Origin of the sequence: Arthrobacter sp. M4, from assembly GCF_020251205.1 — a bacterium.
Taxonomy (GTDB): Bacteria; Actinomycetota; Actinomycetes; order Actinomycetales; family Micrococcaceae; genus Arthrobacter.
Map to the genome: position 1 here is coordinate 61,058 of NZ_JAIWYX010000010.1, position 15,785 is coordinate 76,842.

Annotated in this window: 14 protein-coding genes; 4 read left to right on the forward strand and 10 right to left on the reverse strand. The window is 63.2% G+C overall.

Going from position 1 to position 15,785, the window contains the following annotated elements:
* Positions 1-45 precede the first annotated feature (45 nt).
* From fdhA to LD110_RS17215, 5 genes are all read right to left on the reverse strand, one after another.
* Positions 46-1,263: a formaldehyde dehydrogenase, glutathione-independent gene (gene fdhA, locus LD110_RS17195; RefSeq protein ID WP_225500406.1), complete on the reverse strand. Its 1,218-nt coding sequence runs from the start codon at positions 1,261-1,263 to the stop codon at positions 46-48.
* A gap of 181 nt (positions 1,264-1,444) precedes the next feature.
* Positions 1,445-1,849, reverse strand: coding sequence for a heme-binding protein (locus LD110_RS17200; RefSeq protein WP_225500408.1), 405 nt, complete (start codon positions 1,847-1,849; stop codon positions 1,445-1,447).
* Positions 1,850-2,116: 267 nt separating this feature from the next.
* Positions 2,117-2,734 (reverse strand): GTP cyclohydrolase I FolE, encoded by a 618-nt coding sequence (gene folE, locus LD110_RS17205; protein ID WP_225500410.1) that lies wholly within the window; start codon positions 2,732-2,734, stop codon positions 2,117-2,119.
* On the reverse strand, positions 2,727-5,066 hold the full coding sequence (locus LD110_RS17210; RefSeq protein WP_225500412.1) for an FdhF/YdeP family oxidoreductase: 2,340 nt from the start codon (positions 5,064-5,066) through the stop codon (positions 2,727-2,729). Before LD110_RS17210 ends, folE begins: the two co-directional genes overlap by 8 nt.
* A gap of 10 nt (positions 5,067-5,076) precedes the next feature.
* Entirely contained in the window at positions 5,077-5,949 is an 873-nt protein-coding gene (locus LD110_RS17215) for a methylenetetrahydrofolate reductase (RefSeq protein WP_225500414.1), read from the reverse strand.
* Between the two features lie 204 nt (positions 5,950-6,153).
* Here LD110_RS17215 and LD110_RS17220 point away from each other — a divergent pair, with 204 nt between their 5' ends.
* Positions 6,154-6,840 (forward strand): GntR family transcriptional regulator, encoded by a 687-nt coding sequence (locus LD110_RS17220; RefSeq protein WP_225500526.1) that lies wholly within the window; start codon positions 6,154-6,156, stop codon positions 6,838-6,840.
* 74 nt (positions 6,841-6,914) lie between these two features.
* Here LD110_RS17220 and LD110_RS17225 read toward each other — a convergent pair whose 3' ends face one another.
* From LD110_RS17225 to purU, 5 genes are all read right to left on the reverse strand, one after another.
* Complete coding sequence (locus LD110_RS17225; protein ID WP_225500416.1) at positions 6,915-7,193, reverse strand: hypothetical protein; 279 nt, start codon at positions 7,191-7,193, stop codon at positions 6,915-6,917.
* Between the two features lie 12 nt (positions 7,194-7,205).
* A complete protein-coding gene (locus LD110_RS17230; protein ID WP_225500418.1) occupies positions 7,206-8,081 on the reverse strand; it encodes a bifunctional 5,10-methylenetetrahydrofolate dehydrogenase/5,10-methenyltetrahydrofolate cyclohydrolase in 876 nt (291 codons plus the stop codon).
* Positions 8,078-8,704 carry a cyclodeaminase/cyclohydrolase family protein gene (locus LD110_RS17235; protein ID WP_225500419.1) on the reverse strand — a complete coding sequence of 209 codons (627 nt, stop codon included), beginning with the start codon at positions 8,702-8,704 and terminating at the stop codon, positions 8,078-8,080. Before LD110_RS17235 ends, LD110_RS17230 begins: the two co-directional genes overlap by 4 nt.
* A gap of 131 nt (positions 8,705-8,835) precedes the next feature.
* On the reverse strand, positions 8,836-11,328 hold the full coding sequence (locus LD110_RS17240; protein ID WP_225500421.1) for an FAD-dependent oxidoreductase: 2,493 nt from the start codon (positions 11,326-11,328) through the stop codon (positions 8,836-8,838).
* A 54-nt stretch (positions 11,329-11,382) separates the two neighbouring features.
* A complete protein-coding gene (gene purU / locus LD110_RS17245) occupies positions 11,383-12,288 on the reverse strand; it encodes a formyltetrahydrofolate deformylase (RefSeq protein WP_374200359.1) in 906 nt (301 codons plus the stop codon).
* A gap of 129 nt (positions 12,289-12,417) precedes the next feature.
* Between purU and LD110_RS17250 the strand changes: the two genes are divergently transcribed.
* The 3 genes from LD110_RS17250 (at position 12,418) to LD110_RS17260 (ending at position 15,774) form a co-directional block, all read left to right on the forward strand.
* Positions 12,418-13,098, forward strand: coding sequence for a GntR family transcriptional regulator (locus LD110_RS17250; RefSeq protein WP_225500423.1), 681 nt, complete (start codon positions 12,418-12,420; stop codon positions 13,096-13,098).
* A 160-nt stretch (positions 13,099-13,258) separates the two neighbouring features.
* The gene (gene glyA, locus LD110_RS17255; protein WP_225500425.1) at positions 13,259-14,554 is read left to right on the forward strand and encodes a serine hydroxymethyltransferase; all 1,296 of its coding nucleotides are present in this window, start codon (positions 13,259-13,261) and stop codon (positions 14,552-14,554) included.
* Positions 14,554-15,774 carry a sarcosine oxidase subunit beta family protein gene (locus LD110_RS17260; RefSeq protein WP_225500428.1) on the forward strand — a complete coding sequence of 407 codons (1,221 nt, stop codon included), beginning with the start codon at positions 14,554-14,556 and terminating at the stop codon, positions 15,772-15,774. Before glyA ends, LD110_RS17260 begins: the two co-directional genes overlap by 1 nt.
* Positions 15,775-15,785 lie beyond the last annotated feature (11 nt).

Here is a 15,785-nt window from a genome sequence, read left to right on the forward strand (position 1 = left end):
CAGATCGCAGAGGAGGTTTCCCAGCTTTGCAGTCCTGCCTGTTTGCTAGGCCTTGACGTAGCCGTTGGGGTTGAGGACGTACTTGGTGGCGGCGCCAGCGTCGAATTCGGCGTAGCCCCGGGGAGCGTCGTCGAGGGAGATGGCTTTGGCGTTGACGGCCTTACCGATCTGGACCTTGTCGTGCAGGATGGCCATCATGAGTTGCCGGTTGTATTTCATGACGGGGCACTGGCCGGTGGTGAAGGACAGGGACTTGGCCCAGCCGGTGCCCAGGGACAGGGACAGCGAGCCGTGCCGCGCAGCCTCGTCGATGCCGCCAGGGTCGCCGGTGACGTAGAGGCCGGGGATGCCCAGCGCGCCGCCGGCGGCGGTGATGTCCATGAGGGAGTTCAGCACGGTGGCCGGGGCTTCGTGCGAGGCGTCCTTGCCGTGGCCGCGGGCTTCGAAGCCGACGGCGTCAACGCCGCAGTCCACTTCGGGCACGCCCAGGATCTGTTCGATCTGGTCCTTGGGGTCGCCCTTGGTGACGTTGACGGTTTCGCAGCCGAAGGAGCGGGCCTGGGCGAGCCGGTCCTCATTCATGTCACCAACAATCACGACGGCGGCGCCCAGCAACTGCGCGCCAACGGCCGCGGCGAGGCCGACGGGACCGGCGCCGGCGATGTAAACAGTAGAGCCGACGCCCACGCCTGCGGTGACGGCGCCGTGGAAGCCGGTGGGGAAGATGTCCGAGAGCATGGTCAGGTCCATGATCTTTTCCAGGGCCTGGTCCCGGTCCGGGAACTTCAGCAGGTTCCAGTCGGCGTAGGGGACCAGCACGTATTCGGCCTGCCCGCCTACCCAGCCGCCCATGTCCACGTAGCCGTAGGCACTGCCGGGCCGGTCCGGGTTGACGTTCAGGCAGATCCCGGTTTTGCGTTCCTTGCAGTTGCGGCAGCGGCCGCAGGAGATGTTGAACGGGACGGAGACGATGTCCCCGACCTTGATGAATTCGACGTCCGGGCCCACTTCCACCACTTCGCCGGTGATTTCATGGCCCAGGACGAGGTCGCGGGGCGCGGTGGTGCGGCCGCGGACCATGTGCTGGTCCGAGCCGCAGATGTTGGTGGTCACGGTCCGCAGGATCGCCCCGTGCGGGACTTTGCGGCCCACGTTGGCCTGGTTTACACCCGGGCCGTCCTTCAGTTCGAACGTCGGATAGTCCGTGTCGATGACCTCCACGACGCCGGGTTCCTTGTAAGCAACTGCTCTGTTACCTGACATGGTCCCTCCTCAGGGAATGCTGTTGGTTATTTGGTTCGTTGCCCGAGAGCGGTGTTTCGGCAATTACCTCCCCAGGTATCGGCCACCGAAACACCTTTCACGGGCAACGAGCCTGGCCAGCTCTTCGAAGAAGAAGTGGCCGAGCGGCGGGAGGCCGTGGAGCGCCGGCCTCCCGCACGAATTACAACTGGGCAGATGCGCCCGCGGTTGCGACGGCGTGGTCGTTTTCTACCGTGCTTCCGCTGACGCCGATGGCGCCAATGATGTCCCCGTTGGAGCCCTTCAGCAGAACACCGCCCGGGAAAGTGATGAGGCCTCCATTGGACACTTCGATGTTGTAGAGTGGGCCACCCGGTTGCGACAATTCACCGATTGAACCGGTGGCCATGTCGAAGTAGCGCGCGGTGCGGGCTTTCCTGATGGAAATGTCGATACTTCCGAGCCAGGCGCCGTCCATGCGGGTGAACGCCTTGACGTTGCCGCCGGCATCCACGACGGCGATGTTCATAGCCGTGCCGTTTTCCTTGGCGGCGTCGCGCGCAGCAGCGAGCACGGCGTCGGCTTGGGCTTGGGTGATATCGGACATGGAACTCTCCTTTCTAGCAGTGGTTTGGTGGTGTGCTGTCCTGCTTTGTTGCGGTTGGATCTGGTCAAATCCCCTTTTTTGGGGAGACGTGAACGACTCTGCGATGGGTCGTTAGGCTCTGTGGTGGCTGTTCTGGTGCCACCCGAAAAAGGGTTCGCAGCACTGATATGTCGAATATAGCGGTAAAGATATATCAGAGGGAACCCTTTGGAGGTTATCAATCCATTGGCTTCTGGAAAGGCACCCTGCTTGACGCTGCGTCTTCGGCTATCGTCCCAGAATCAGGCTTAGCGCTTCGGCCCGGGCAGCCGGTAGCCGGAGCTCGCCGCGAACAGCGGAAGTAATGGTCTTGGCGCCCGGTTTCCGCACCCCGCGCATGGACATGCACAGATGTTCGCATTCGACGACGACAATCGCCCCGAGCGGGCGCAGCGCCGTGACCAGTGCATCGACCACCTGGGTGGTCAACCGTTCCTGGACTTGTGGCCTGCGGGCAAAGGCGTCCACAAGCCTGGCCAACTTGCTGAGGCCAGTCACCAAACCCTCCGACGACGGAATGTAGCCCACGTGGGCAACGCCGTGGAACGGCACCAGATGGTGCTCACAAGTGCTGTAGAACGGTATGTCCTTGACGATGACCAGTTCCTCGTGGCCCAGGTCGAAGGTCTTGTCCAGGATGTCCAAGGGGTCTTCGTGCAGGCCGCCATACATTTCCGCGGCGGCCCGGGCAACCCTGGCGGGTGTATCTGAAAGCCCTGACCTGTCCGGGTCCTCCCCGATGGCGAGGAGGAATTCCCGGACAGCCCGTTCAACACGTGGTTGGTCAACGCCGCGCTTCCCGTCGACGTTCTGGTCCGCATGCGCTGTTACTACTTCGTCAAGCATTGACTGTTGCCTTGGCGGGTTCGAGCCGAACGATGACTGACTTGGACGTCGGGGTGCCGCTGGTGTCCGCCACAGAGTCCAGTGGAACCAGCACGTTGGTCTCGGGGTAGTACGCGGCAGCACAACCCTTCGGCGTGGAGTAGGTGACGATCCGGAAGTTCTCGGCCCGGCGCTCGGTGCCTTGGAATTCGGAGATCAGATGGACCATGTCCCCGTCACGGAAGCCCAGTTCTGCCACGTCGTTTTCGTTGACCAGGACCACCCTGCGGCCATTGTGGATGCCGCGGTAGCGGTCGTCCTTGCCGTAGATGGTGGTGTTGTACTGGTCGTGCGAGCGAAGGGTCTGCAGGATCAGCCTTCCTTCGGGGACGCGTAGGTACTCCAGGTGGTTGCCCGTGAAGTGGGCCTTGCCTGAAGCCGTGGCGAACTCGCGGTTATCCCGTGGCGGGTGGGGCAGGACGAAGCCTCCCGGGTTTTGGATCCGTTCCTCGAAGTTCTCAAAGCCGTCGATAACCGCCTCGATGTGCTTCCTGATCAAGGAATAGTCGTCCCTGAGCGCAAGCCAGTCCACCTTGGGGGTATTGGCAAGAGGAGTGCCGTTGGCGTCCGTGAACAACTTGTGGCCCAGCTCGCACACAATGGCCACCTCTGACTTGAGGAGATCGCTGGCGGGCTTCAGTCGGCCACGGGAGGCATGGACTGCGCTCATCGAGTCCTCCACAGTGACCCGCTGGTCGCCGCTGCGCTGGGCGTCCCGCTCGGTCCGGCCAAGTGTCGGAAGGATCAGCGCGCGCTTGCCCACGGCAAGGTGGGAGTAGTTCAGCTTGGTTGAAATCTGCACGGTGAGGTTGGTGTTCGCCAGGGCCTGTTCCGTGATTTCAGTGTCTGGAGCTGCCTTGACGAAATTGCCGCCCATCCCGACGAAAACGCGAGCCTTGCCGTCCCGCATGGCCCGGATCGCGGCTACCGTGTCGTAGCCGTGGGCGCGCGGCGACTGGAACTGGAATTCCAGGTCCAGCTTGTCGTGGAACTTCTCCGGCATTTTTTCGAAGATGCCCATTGTCCGGTCTCCCTGGACGTTGGAATGTCCGCGGACGGGACACACACCCGCACCAGGCTTGCCGATGTTCCCCTGCAGGAGAAGGACGTTAACAACATCCCGGAGAGTGGGAACGGAGTGCTTGTGCTGGGTCAGGCCCATCGCCCAGCAGACGATTGTGGCGTTCGAGGCAAGCAGGCGTTCACCGGTGGCGTTGAGCTGCTCCCGGGTCAGTCCCGTCGCTTCAACGATTTCATCCCATTCGACCTGCTCCAGCTGCTGCAGGTAGGGCTCGATGCCCACGGTGTGATTCCTGATGAAGTGGTGGTCAAGGACCGTCTCCAGTCCGGGCGTGTTCCGCCCCGCGCGCTCCGCTTCCAGCAGGTACTTCCCGAGTCCCTGGAACAAGGCCTGGTCGCCACCGGCCCTGATCTGCAGGAAATCGTCCGTCAGTTCGGTGCCAACGAGTACGCCAGACACGGTCTGCGGGTTCTCGAACTTCAGCAATCCGGCCTCGGGGAGAGGATTCACGGAAATGATCGCTGCGCCGTTCTTCTTGGCTTTCTCCAGGGCGCTGAGCATTCGAGGGTGGTTGGTGCCGGGGTTTTGGCCCGCCACAAAGATCAGGGATGCAGTTTCAAGGTCAGTGAGGCTTACTGAGCCCTTTCCGATTCCGATGGTTTCAACCAGTGCGGACCCGGAGGACTCATGGCACATGTTCGAGCAGTCGGGAAGGTTGTTCGTCCCCACGCCGCGTACCAGCAGCTGGTACGCAAAGGCGGCCTCGTTGGAGGTGCGTCCCGAGGTGTAGAAGATCGCTTGGTCCGGGTTGTCCATCGCCCTGATCTCCTGGGCGATTATTTCCAGCGCATCGTCCCATTCGATTGGCCGGTAGTGCGTTGCCCCTTCATCCAGGACCATGGGGTGGGTCAAGCGTCCTTGCTGTCCCAGCCAGTAGTCGTCCCGCGTCTTCAGCTCAGCAACGGAATATGTTTCGAAGAATTCCGGCGAGACCCGCCTTCGTGTAGCTTCCTCCGCAACGGCTTTAGCGCCGTTTTCGCAGAACTCCGCCTTGTGGCGCTTGTCGTGCTCGGGCCAGGCGCAGCCCATGCAGTCGAATCCGTCAATCTGGTTCACGGCCATGAGCGTCTGGACACTGCGCAGCGGGCCCATCTGCTCAAGCGAGATCTTCAGGGCGTTGGTTACCGCCGGGATTCCGACCGCCTTGGTCTTCGGCTTGGTGACGGTCAGCTTCGACTCGTCGATGTTGTCACGGGGGGCTTTGGATGCCATCGTGGTCCCTTCAGGTCTGGGCCAGGTAGAGGGGGCGCGCTTCGCCGGGCCCGGGATGGGTGGGTTTCACAGGTTTCGGCAGCCCATCCAAAAGGGCCGGCAGCCGCTGCAAGTCATTAAAGGTATATAGGTGGAAGCCCGCGAACAGCGGGTGCCCGCCCAATCTGCCGTGGATGTCCCGGATCAGTCGGTTGCTATCGAAATGGGCGAAATCGCTGCGTCGCCACAAGGCCCTGGCAAGGCCAGTCCCGCGGGCGAGCTTCAGGGAGCGTCCCACGCCCAAGCGGGCCCCCATCGATACAAGCTTCTTGACGGTAATTGGTCCAGGGACTCCAACCCACACGGGCAGTTCAAATCCTTGTTGGCGAAGACTGTCGAAATAGCGGGAGATCGCATCGGCGGAAAAGCACATCTGGGTGACCAGCGATGCAGCCTGGGGCGACTTCCGCTCCAATCCATTGCGGAGCTGCTGGGGAGTCAGGCCGGGGTGTCCTTCCGGATAACCGGCAACACCTACCGAGAACTCGGGTGAGAAGGCCTTGACATCGTCAATCAGCGGACCGCTCCAGGAGTACGGTCCGGCGGGTCCACGGCGATCCCCGGCGATCAGGAACAACTCCGTGACCCCGGCCTGGCCCAATTGCTCCAGGAAACCGTGCAGTTCGGCACGGCTGGTTACGCTCCGGGCGGCCAGGTGGGGAACTGCGTGGTAACCCATCGCTGCCAGTTCAACGGCAGCCTCGACAGTCTTGGACGGGCCATGGTGGGGCAGGCAGGTGATGCTCACTGCGCCTGGTGCTTGGTAGATAGGGGGAAGCTGGGCGGCAAGGTCGCGGGAGGGCACGACTTCCAGTCGCAGCATCCCCTGAGGTTCCGTGCTCATTGTTCCCTCCGTGACATTGTCCGGCCCAGGTGGCGTCCGGGTGTCTTACTGATTCTCGCAGGTGGGCCATCTTATATTGGCAACGAAAGACAGCTTGACATTTTTATTGCAAAGTATTGATATATCAGTTGTAGGAATATTATGTTCACAGAGCCGCCGAGTCAAGGCTCTGTCCAAGGTGGAAGAAGGCGCCAGGTGAAAGGCATCGGTGAGATAGCAGTGGAGATTGGGGAGTCGGATCTGCCGCCCAGGCAGGAAGACGAATCGTATGCCGACTACGCATACCGGGTTCTCTGCGATGAGCTGATCGTGCTGGACATCAAACCGGGCGAACCGCTGAACGATGACCTAATCTCCCGGCGCCTGGGCGTTGGAAGGACGCCGATCCGCGAAGCCATGAAGCGCCTGGAAAGCGACCACCTGGTGGTGGCCTATCCCCGTCGCGGGACTTTCGCAGCCGGAGTCGATATCACCGACCTGGCCGAGATTTCAGAGATCCGCCAACTCCTGGAGCCGGCTGCTTCCGCCCGCGCCGCCAGGATGGCATCGCCGCGAACACGGCAGGAACTCAAGGAGTTCGCCCGCGAGGTGGAGCAAATCCTGGCCAGCCGGCAATCCCAGCGCGACCTCATGCGCCTGGACATGCGTGTGCACCGGACCATCTACCGTGCCACGGGTAGCCGGCACATGGAAGACGTCCTGATCCGGTACGACAACCTGGCGACGCGCATCTGGAGCCTGGTGCTGGAGAAACTCCCGCCGGTTTCCGAACACATCGCCCAGCACATTGAGCTTCTGGAGCGGATCTCGGACGGCGAAGCCGACGAAGCAGCACGACTGACGACCAAGCACGTCTCCGACTTCGAGAACCTTATCCGCGGGGTCCTCTAACAAAATAAACGCACGCCAAGCCCCCCACTGGCGGATGCCCGGAAGATGGGGCATCCGCTGCAGTAAGGGCAGGTCTATGCGTTTGCGCGCGCCCCAGCCACGGGGGCAGTTTCGCTCGGCACCGTATCCATCGTGACCAGGCCACCGTCCTCACGGAGAAACATCTTCCGCCCGCGGCCACCCACTTGGACCAGCCACAACACCGAGCCGTCTTCCGTCACGTCGTCGATCCAACCGCTGTGTAGCACGGAATGTGAATCCACAACGGTGACAAGATCGCCCGGTGCCAGTTCCCGCCAATCCGGGACCACCGCCGTCGTACTCTTCCGGCCGTTACCGCTGCCGTAAGTCATGATGCCCCCGGCTCACGCAACCGCCCCGGGCACCAAGGAGCTTGACTGCTCCCGGGCGGCGGCGGTTGTGTGCAGCAAGAGAAGCGACGTAGTGACGGTTCCGACGCCGCCGGGAACGGGCGTCAGGGATGCCGCCACGGCGCTGACGCTTGGGGCGTCAACGTCGCCGGTCAGCGAGCCGTCTGCCAAGACGTTCGTGCCGACGTCGATGACCACGGAGCGGCTGGAAACCTGGCCACCGGTGAGCAGGCCGGGGCGCCCGGCCGCCACGACTACGACGTCGGCGTCCTTGGTGTATTTGTCCAGCGCGCCGGAGCGGGAATGGCAGATGGTCACCGTGGCGTCCTTCTTCAGCAGGAGCAGCGCCAGGGGCTTCCCGACGACGGCCGAGCGGCCCACGACCACAACGTTGCGGCCCGCGACGGGAACCTCGAAGTGGTCCAGCATTTCGATGACGGCCCTTGCCGTAGCGGGCGCGAACGCCGGCTGACCGACGGCGAGGAGGCCCAGGCTGAGGGGGTTGGCGCCGTCGATGTCCTTTTCCGGCGCGATGTGCCGGACGAGTTCGTCCACGCGTACGCCGGCCGGCAGCGGAGTCTGGAGGATGATTCCATTCACCGACGGCTCCGCGCTGAGGTCGTCCAGAACCCTGATGAGGACCTGCTCCGTGGCATCGGGACCGAGGTCAACGAGGCGGCAGGCTATACCCGCGGCTTCGGCAGCGCGCTCGATGGAACGGACGTACCAGTGCGTGGAGCCGTCGTCCGTGGCGACCACCACGGCAAGCGTGGGGCGCAGGCCTTCTTCCACGAGTGCCTTGGCTTCGGCCTTGGCCTTCTCCTTGATGAGCCTCGCCAGGTCTTTGCCGGGCAGCGGGGTGGCGGTCATCGAAGGATCCTTTCGCGTACCCGCTGCACAAGGGAATCCGCAGCCAGGACGACCTTCTCTTCGAGGCCGTTTGTTTTTTCGGCCAGGGCGGTCTTGGCGTCGGCATCCTTGATGGCGACCACGTTGATGTCAATGTTGACCCGCGCGGTGGTGGCCGCCGCACGGGCGGCGTCGGCGGCAGCGGCGACGTCGCTGATCACGTTCGGGTTGGCGATCTCAAAGAGTTCGGTGGCAAGTTCGACGACGGAACCCGCCAGGTCGATGAGCAGCGCCGGCGGCTGGGCCGCTTGGATGAGGGCGTCCTGGATGGCCTGGGCCTTGGTGGTCCGCTCGGCCTCGTTGCCGGCGGGAAGCTTGTAGGAGTCGATGACGTCCTGGAAGGCATGTTCGTCCGCGTCGGCCAGGCGAAGGGCTTCGCCGATGAGCTTTTCGGCGCCGGAGACGATTTGCGCAACGGTGTCCGCGTGCTGTTCGTACTTGCCGCCGGTGGTGTATCTGGCCACCATGGCGACAAGGGCGGCCCCTTGCGCGGCGTGGAGGGCTGCGGCTGCACCGCCACCCGGAGTGGGCTGGCGCGATGCGAGCCTGCCGAGGTAGTCGGCAATGGTTTCTGAGCTGATCATGAGTCCATTCCTAGGCTGGAGAATGCTGTGGATGGGCAGGGCGGAGATGCGCGCGGCCCGGACTCGGGTTGCGAGGGATGAGTCCGGGCCGCGCGCTGTTTGATTCCTACGGGCTGTTGGCGGATCCGCCGTTAGCCGCGGAGACGGGTCATTTGCGGGTCGTACAGCGGCTCTTCGGTGACGGTTGCGGTGATCCGCCGGCCGAAGTATTCGATTTCCACCGAGTCACCGAGCGAGACGGCGGACGGCAAGTAGGCGTACGCGATCGGCTTGTGCACGGTGTAGCCGTAGGCGGCGCTGGTCACGTAGCCCACTGCGGCGTCCTTGTAGAAGACAGGTTCCTTGCCCAGCACGATGGAACGGCCGTCGTCGACCGTCAGGCAGCGCAGGCGGCGGGCGGAGCCCTCCTCGGTGCGGCCTTCCAGCGCAGCCTTGCCAACGAAGCTCTCCTTGGCCATCTTGACCGCGAAGCCAAGGCCCGCCTCGAACGGGTCGTGTTCGGTGGTCATGTCCGTTCCCCAGGAGCGGTAGCCCTTTTCCAGGCGGAGGGAGCTGAACGCTGCGCGGCCTGCGGCAATAACGCCGAACGGCTGTCCGGCCTGCCACAGGGCGTCCCACAGCCGCTGCCCGTTGTCAGCGCTGGTGTAAAGCTCCCAGCCCAATTCGCCCACGTAGGACAGGCGCATCGCAGTGACCGGGATGCCGCCGATGACTACCTTCTTCGACCGGAAGTAGCGGAGACCGTCGTTGGAGAAGTCGTCGTTGCTGATGGTGCTTACAAGGTCGCGGGCAAGGGGACCCCACAGGCCGATGCAGCAGGTGCCGCCGGTGGTGTCGCGGACCTGGACCCAATCGCTGGCCGAGCCGCTCTCCGTCTGGTGCCGTGCAGCCCGCTCGAAGTAGGCGGTGTCAATGTTGCCGTTGGCGCCGAGCTGGAAGGTGTCCTCGCTCAGGCGGGCCACGGTGATGTCGCTTCGAACCCCTCCGGCGTGGTCCAGCAGCAGGGTGTAGGTCACTGCGCCCGGCTTCTTGTCCAGGTCCGCGGTGGTGAGTTCCTGCAGCAGCTTCAGGGCACCAGGGCCAGAGATTTCCAGGCGCTTGAGCGGAGTCATGTCGTACATAGCGACGGCAGTGCGGGTCTTCCACGCTTCAGCGGCCGCAATGGGCGAGCTGAACATCTGGGACCAGGCGTCGCGTGCCGGCGGCAGCCACTCGGCGGGCATTTCCTTCAGCAACGCGGCGTTGGCCTCGAACCAGTAGGGGCGTTCCCATCCGCCGGACTCCAGGAAGAATGCTCCCTGCTCCTTCTGGCGGGCGTGGAACGGGCTGACGCGAAGGTTGCGCGGGGACAGCTTGGGCTGAAGCGGGTGAAGCACGTCGTAGATCTCCACAAAGTTCTGCTGCGACGTTTCGCTGACGTATTCGTCCGTCAGCTGGACTTCTTCGAAGCGGTGGATGTCGCATTCGCCGAGGTCGATCTGGGACTTGCCGGTGGTCAGCAGCTCCGCGACGGCGCGGGCAACGCCTGCGGAGTGCGTCACCCACACGGCCTCCGCCACGTAGAAGCCGTCGAGTTCCTTGGACTCGCCAACCAGCGGTCCGCCGTCCGGGGTGAAGGAGAAGATGCCGTTGAAACCGTCTTCGATGTCGCTTTCCGCCAGGTCCGGAAGCAAGCGCTTGGTTGCTTCCCAGGCCGGAAGGAAGTCCTCCACAGTGAATTCAAGCCGGGAGGGCATGTTGTGTTCGCTGATGGACTCCGGAGTGAAAGATCCCAGCTCGTCGACATCCACCGGCATGGGACGGTGCGCGTAGGAGCCGATGCCGTAGCGCTCGCCGTGCTCGCGGTAGTAGAGATCCTGGTCCTGGTGGCGCAGGATCGGCAGCTTGGCGCCGTTCGGCAGCTCGTTCTTGCCCTTCTGGGCCGGGACCGGCGTGGTCTTGACGTACTGGTGTGCCAGTGGGAGCAGCGGGACGGACATGCCGATCATGGCGCCGATCTTGGCTCCCCAGAAGCCAGCGCAGGAGACCACGATGTCCGCAGGGATAACACCCTCGGAGGTCTGGACTCCGGTGACGCGGCGATCGGAATGTTCGATCCCGGTGACTGCGGTGTTGCCGAGGTACTTGACGCCTGCGGCCTCCGTGCGTTTGATCAGGAGCTGCACAGCCCGTGCGGCGCTGGCCAAACCGTCGCTGGGGACGTGCAGGCCGCCCAAGACGTCGTCTTCATTCAGGAGTGGGTAGAGCTCCTTGCACTCAGCAGGGGACAGGATCTTGCCTTCGATTCCCCAGGAGGACGCGTAACCCAGCTTCCTCTTCAGGTCATTCAGCCGGGTCTCGGTTGTAGCGACCTCCAGGCCGCCCACCTGGTTGAAGCAGCTGACGCCGTCCTCGGTGAGGGACAGCAGCTTCTCCACCGTGTACTTGGCGAAGGTGGCCATGGTCTTTGACGGGTTGGTCTGGAAGACCAGCCCCGGAGCGTGGGAAGTGGAACCTCCCGGCATGTTCAGAGGGCCTTGGTCCAGGACCGTGATGTTGTTCCATCCCCGGCTAACAAGCTCATCGGCCAGGTTGGTGCCGACGATGCCGGCTCCGATGATTACGATGCGTGGCGTCGATGCCATGGGTTCTCCTGAAATCTCGTGTGTGGCTCTGCTGCGTTCTTGAAACTTCGGGCCTTAGCGGAAGACCACGGTGCTGTGCTGGTCCAGCAGTACTCGGTGTTGGCAGTGCCAGCGAACGGCACGGGACAATGCCAGCGCTTCGGCGTCCTGTCCTACCGTGGAGAGCGCGGACGGACCGTAGCTGTGGTCCACCCGGATGACTTCCTGTTCGATGATCGGACCCTCATCGAGGTCAGCTGTTACATAGTGGGCCGTTGCGCCGACAAGCTTCACGCCTCGGTCGTAGGCCTGGTGGTAGGGGCGTGCGCCCTTGAAGCCCGGCAGGAACGAGTGGTGGATGTTGATGGCCCGGCCCTCAAGGGAGCGGCACAGCTCGTCGGAGAGGACCTGCATGTAGCGGGCCAGCACAACAAGGTCGATGTTGTATTCGTCGACGAGCTCGAGCAGGCGCTTTTCGGCGTCGGCCTTTGTTTCGGCCGTGACCGGAATGTGCACAAAGGGGAGGCCGGCGGCCTCCGCCATGGCCCGGTGCGTTTCGTGGTTTGAAACCACCAGGACCAAGTCGCCGCCCAAGCTGCCGCCACGCCACCTGAAGATAAGGTCGTTGAGGCAGTGTCCGAACTTGGACACCATCACCAGGACGCGCTGCTTGGTCTCGTCGTAGAAGTCGAACTTCATGTCAAAGCGTTCTGCGACGGACTGGAACTCCTTCTCCAGCCGCTCAGGCGAGTATTCGGCCGAGCCGGAGAATGCGGTGCGCAGGTGCAGGGTCTGCCGGAGTCCGTCGTCGAACTGCTGGTGCTCTTCGATGTTGAAACCGCGCTCGAAGAGGAACGTGGTTACGGCTTGGACAATACCTGCGCGTTCGTTGCACGACAGTGTGAGGACGAACTTGCGGGCCTGGGGCTCTCCAGAGGCATCGGCCTGCGGAAGTGTGTGTGAAATCGGGTTGGCTTCCACCAGTGTCACGTCTCCTCCTAAAGATATATTTTGCAGTAATGGACTGATATATCAGATTCGAGAATAGCGTATACTCATAAAAAGGACGGGGTCAATAGTCTGATTGGATCGACAGGAAAAGGCGGTACCGTGGCATTCGAAGCTTTGGCGGCAACTGAGACCGCAGTTCCCAAGTCTTTGGCGGACATTGCCTACGAGCGGATCCGCGACAGACTCCTGATCCTGGATATCAAACCGGGCGAACTGCTGCATGACGATGCGCTCGCGAAGGACCTTGGCGTTGGCCGCACTCCTGTTCGTGAAGCACTGAAGCGGCTTGAGCTGGACCGTCTTGTGGTCACATACCCACGGCGCGGAACTTTTGCCACGCGCGTTGAAGTCACCGACCTTGCGTTCATTTCCGAGATTCGCACCCAACTTGAACCGTTGGCGGCTTCCCGCGCGGCCCGGGTGGCGACGCCGGCCATCAGGGAACAGCTCAGGCTGGTCAAAAAGGCCGTGGAGTCCTTCGATGTGGACAAAGCCTCCGTAGTGGAAACGCTTCGCCTGGACGCGAGCGTCCACCAAGGCATTTATGCCGCCGCGGGGAATCCGCATCTTGAAGACATCCTGATCCGGTACGACAACCTGGCCACGCGCATCTGGTGCATGGTGCTTGATCGGCTGCCGAACCTCTCCCGGCACGTCCATGAGCACCTGGACCTCCTGGAGGCCGTTATCGACGGTGACGAGGCAAGGGCAGCGGAGCTTGCCCGAGTGCATGTTGACGGTTTTGAGAAGGCAGTCCGTACTGCCCTTTTCGCTTCCTAGCAAGCATCCTCCCTTGGCATCCAGTCGTATCCATGCCCCCTCCAGTGCCGGCTTGGCTGACGCGGCATAAGGCCTGTTGACACCCAACTTGTGACGTAGCATACTTGGCAACCAGAACTAATATATCAACCCGATATTAGCCGAGTCTTAGGAGTCATCGATGGTCGATATTCTTACCCGTTCGCTGGCCGAGTACGATCCCGAAATCCACGCCGCTGTGGAGCGCGAGCTGCAGCGCCAGCAGGGCACGTTGGAGATGATCGCGTCCGAGAACTTTGCCCCCACTGCTGTGATGCAGGCGCAGGGCTCGGTCCTGACCAACAAGTACGCCGAAGGCTACCCGGGCAAGCGCTACTACGGTGGGTGCGAGCACGTCGACGTCGTTGAGCAGCTTGCCATCGACCGTGTCAAGGCACTGTTTGGCGCTGAGTTCGCCAACGTCCAGCCCCACTCCGGTGCCCAGGCCAACGCAGCAGCAATGTTCGCGCTGCTCAACCCTGGCGACACCATCCTGGGCCTGAACCTGGCCCACGGCGGGCACCTGACCCACGGCATGCGCATCAACTTCTCCGGCAAGCTCTACAAGGTGGTCCCGTACGGCGTCCGCGAGGATGACCTGCTGATCAACATGGCGGATGTCGAGGCGCTGGCCCTGGAGCACAAGCCGAAGCTCATCGTCGCCGGCTGGTCCGCCTACTCCCGCCAGCTCGATTTCGCGGAGTTCCGTCGCATCGCAGACCTCGTGGGTGCCTACCTCATGGTGGACATGGCCCACTTCGCAGGGCTGGTCGCCGCCGGGCTGCACCCCAACCCGGTGCCCCACGCCCACGTCGTCACCACCACCACCCACAAGACGCTGGGCGGTCCGCGCGGTGGCGTCATTTTCACGAACGACGCCGACATCGCCAAGAAGATCAACTCGGCTGTCTTCCCCGGGCAGCAGGGCGGCCCGCTTGAGCACGTCATCGCTGCCAAGGCTGTCGCCTTCAAGATGGCTGCGGAGCCGGCCTTCCGTGAGCGGCAGGAGCGCACCCTCGAAGGCGCCCGCATCATTGCCGAGCGCCTGCTTGCTGCCGACGTCGCCGAGTCCGGCGTTTCCGTGGTGAACGGCGGTACCGACGTCCACTTGGTCCTGGTGGACCTGCGCAACTCCGAACTGGACGGCCAGCAGGGCGAGGACCGCCTGCACCGGATCGGCATCACGGTCAACCGCAACGCGGTGCCGTTCGACCCGCGCCCCCCGATGGTCTCCTCTGGCCTGCGCATCGGCACACCGGCCTTGGCCACGCGTGGCTTCGGCAAGGCCGAATTCACCGAGGTCGCAGAGATCATCGCCACCGCCCTGAAGCGCGAATTCACCGACGAGACCGCAGCCGCCCTCCGCCAGCGGGTTGAGAACCTCGCCGAAAAATTCCCGCTCTACCCCAACCTCTCCCAGGAAAACGGAGCTGAGTGATGACGACTGGACACCTGCCGGAGCACCCGGATTTCCTCTGGCACAACCCGGACCCGAAGCCCTCTTACGATGCAGTGATCATCGGCGGCGGCGGGCACGGCCTGGCCACGGCTTACTACCTTGCCAAGAACCACGGCATGACAAATATCGCCATCCTCGAAAAGGGTTGGCTGGCCGGCGGCAACATGGCCCGCAACACAACGATCATCCGCTCCAACTACCTCTGGGATGAAAGTGCCGCCATTTACGAGCACTCGCTGAAGCTGTGGGAGCAGCTGCCCGAGGAGCTCGAGTACGACTTCCTGTTCAGCCAGCGCGGTGTGCTCAACCTGGACCACACTCTTCAGGACGTCCGCGACTCCACTCGGCGCGTCAACGCCAACAGGCTCAACGGCGTGGACGCCGAGTGGCTGACTCCGGAGCAGGTCAAGGAAGTCTGCCCGATCATCAACACCAGCGACAAGATCCGCTACCCGATCCTTGGCGGAACCTTCCAGCCGCGTGCCGGCATCGCGAAGCACGACCACGTCGCCTGGGCCTTCGCCCGTAAAGCCGACGAAATGGGTGTGCACATCATCCAGAACTGTGAAGTCACCGGCTTCATCAAGGACGGCAACCGCATCACGGGCGTCAAGACCAACCGCGGAACCATCAACACCGGCAAGGTTGCGCTTTGCGCCGCAGGCCACTCAAGCGTCCTGGCCAAGCTGGCAGGCTTCGACCTGCCCATCCAGTCCCACCCGCTGCAGGCGCTGGTGTCGGAACTGCACGAGATGGTCCACCCCACTGTGGTGATGTCCAACCACGTGCACGTCTACGTTTCCCAGGCGCACAAGGGCGAACTGGTGATGGGCGCAGGCATCGACTCCTACAACGGCTACGGCCAGCGCGGCTCCTTCCACGTGATCGAGCACCAGATGGCTGCCGCGGTTGAGCTGTTCCCGATCTTTGCCCGGGCGCACCTGCTGCGCACCTGGGGCGGCATCGTGGATACCACCAACGACGCCTCGCCGATCGTGGGCAAGACCCCGCTGGACAACGTGTATGTCAACTGCGGCTGGGGCACCGGCGGCTTCAAGGGAACCCCTGGCGCCGGCTGGGCCTTCGCCCACACGATCGCCAACGACCAGCCGCACGCCCTTAACGAACCCTTCTCCCTGGAGCGCTTCGTCACCGGAGCCCTCATCGACGAGCACGGCGCAGCAGCCGTGGCGCACTGAAAGAAGACACG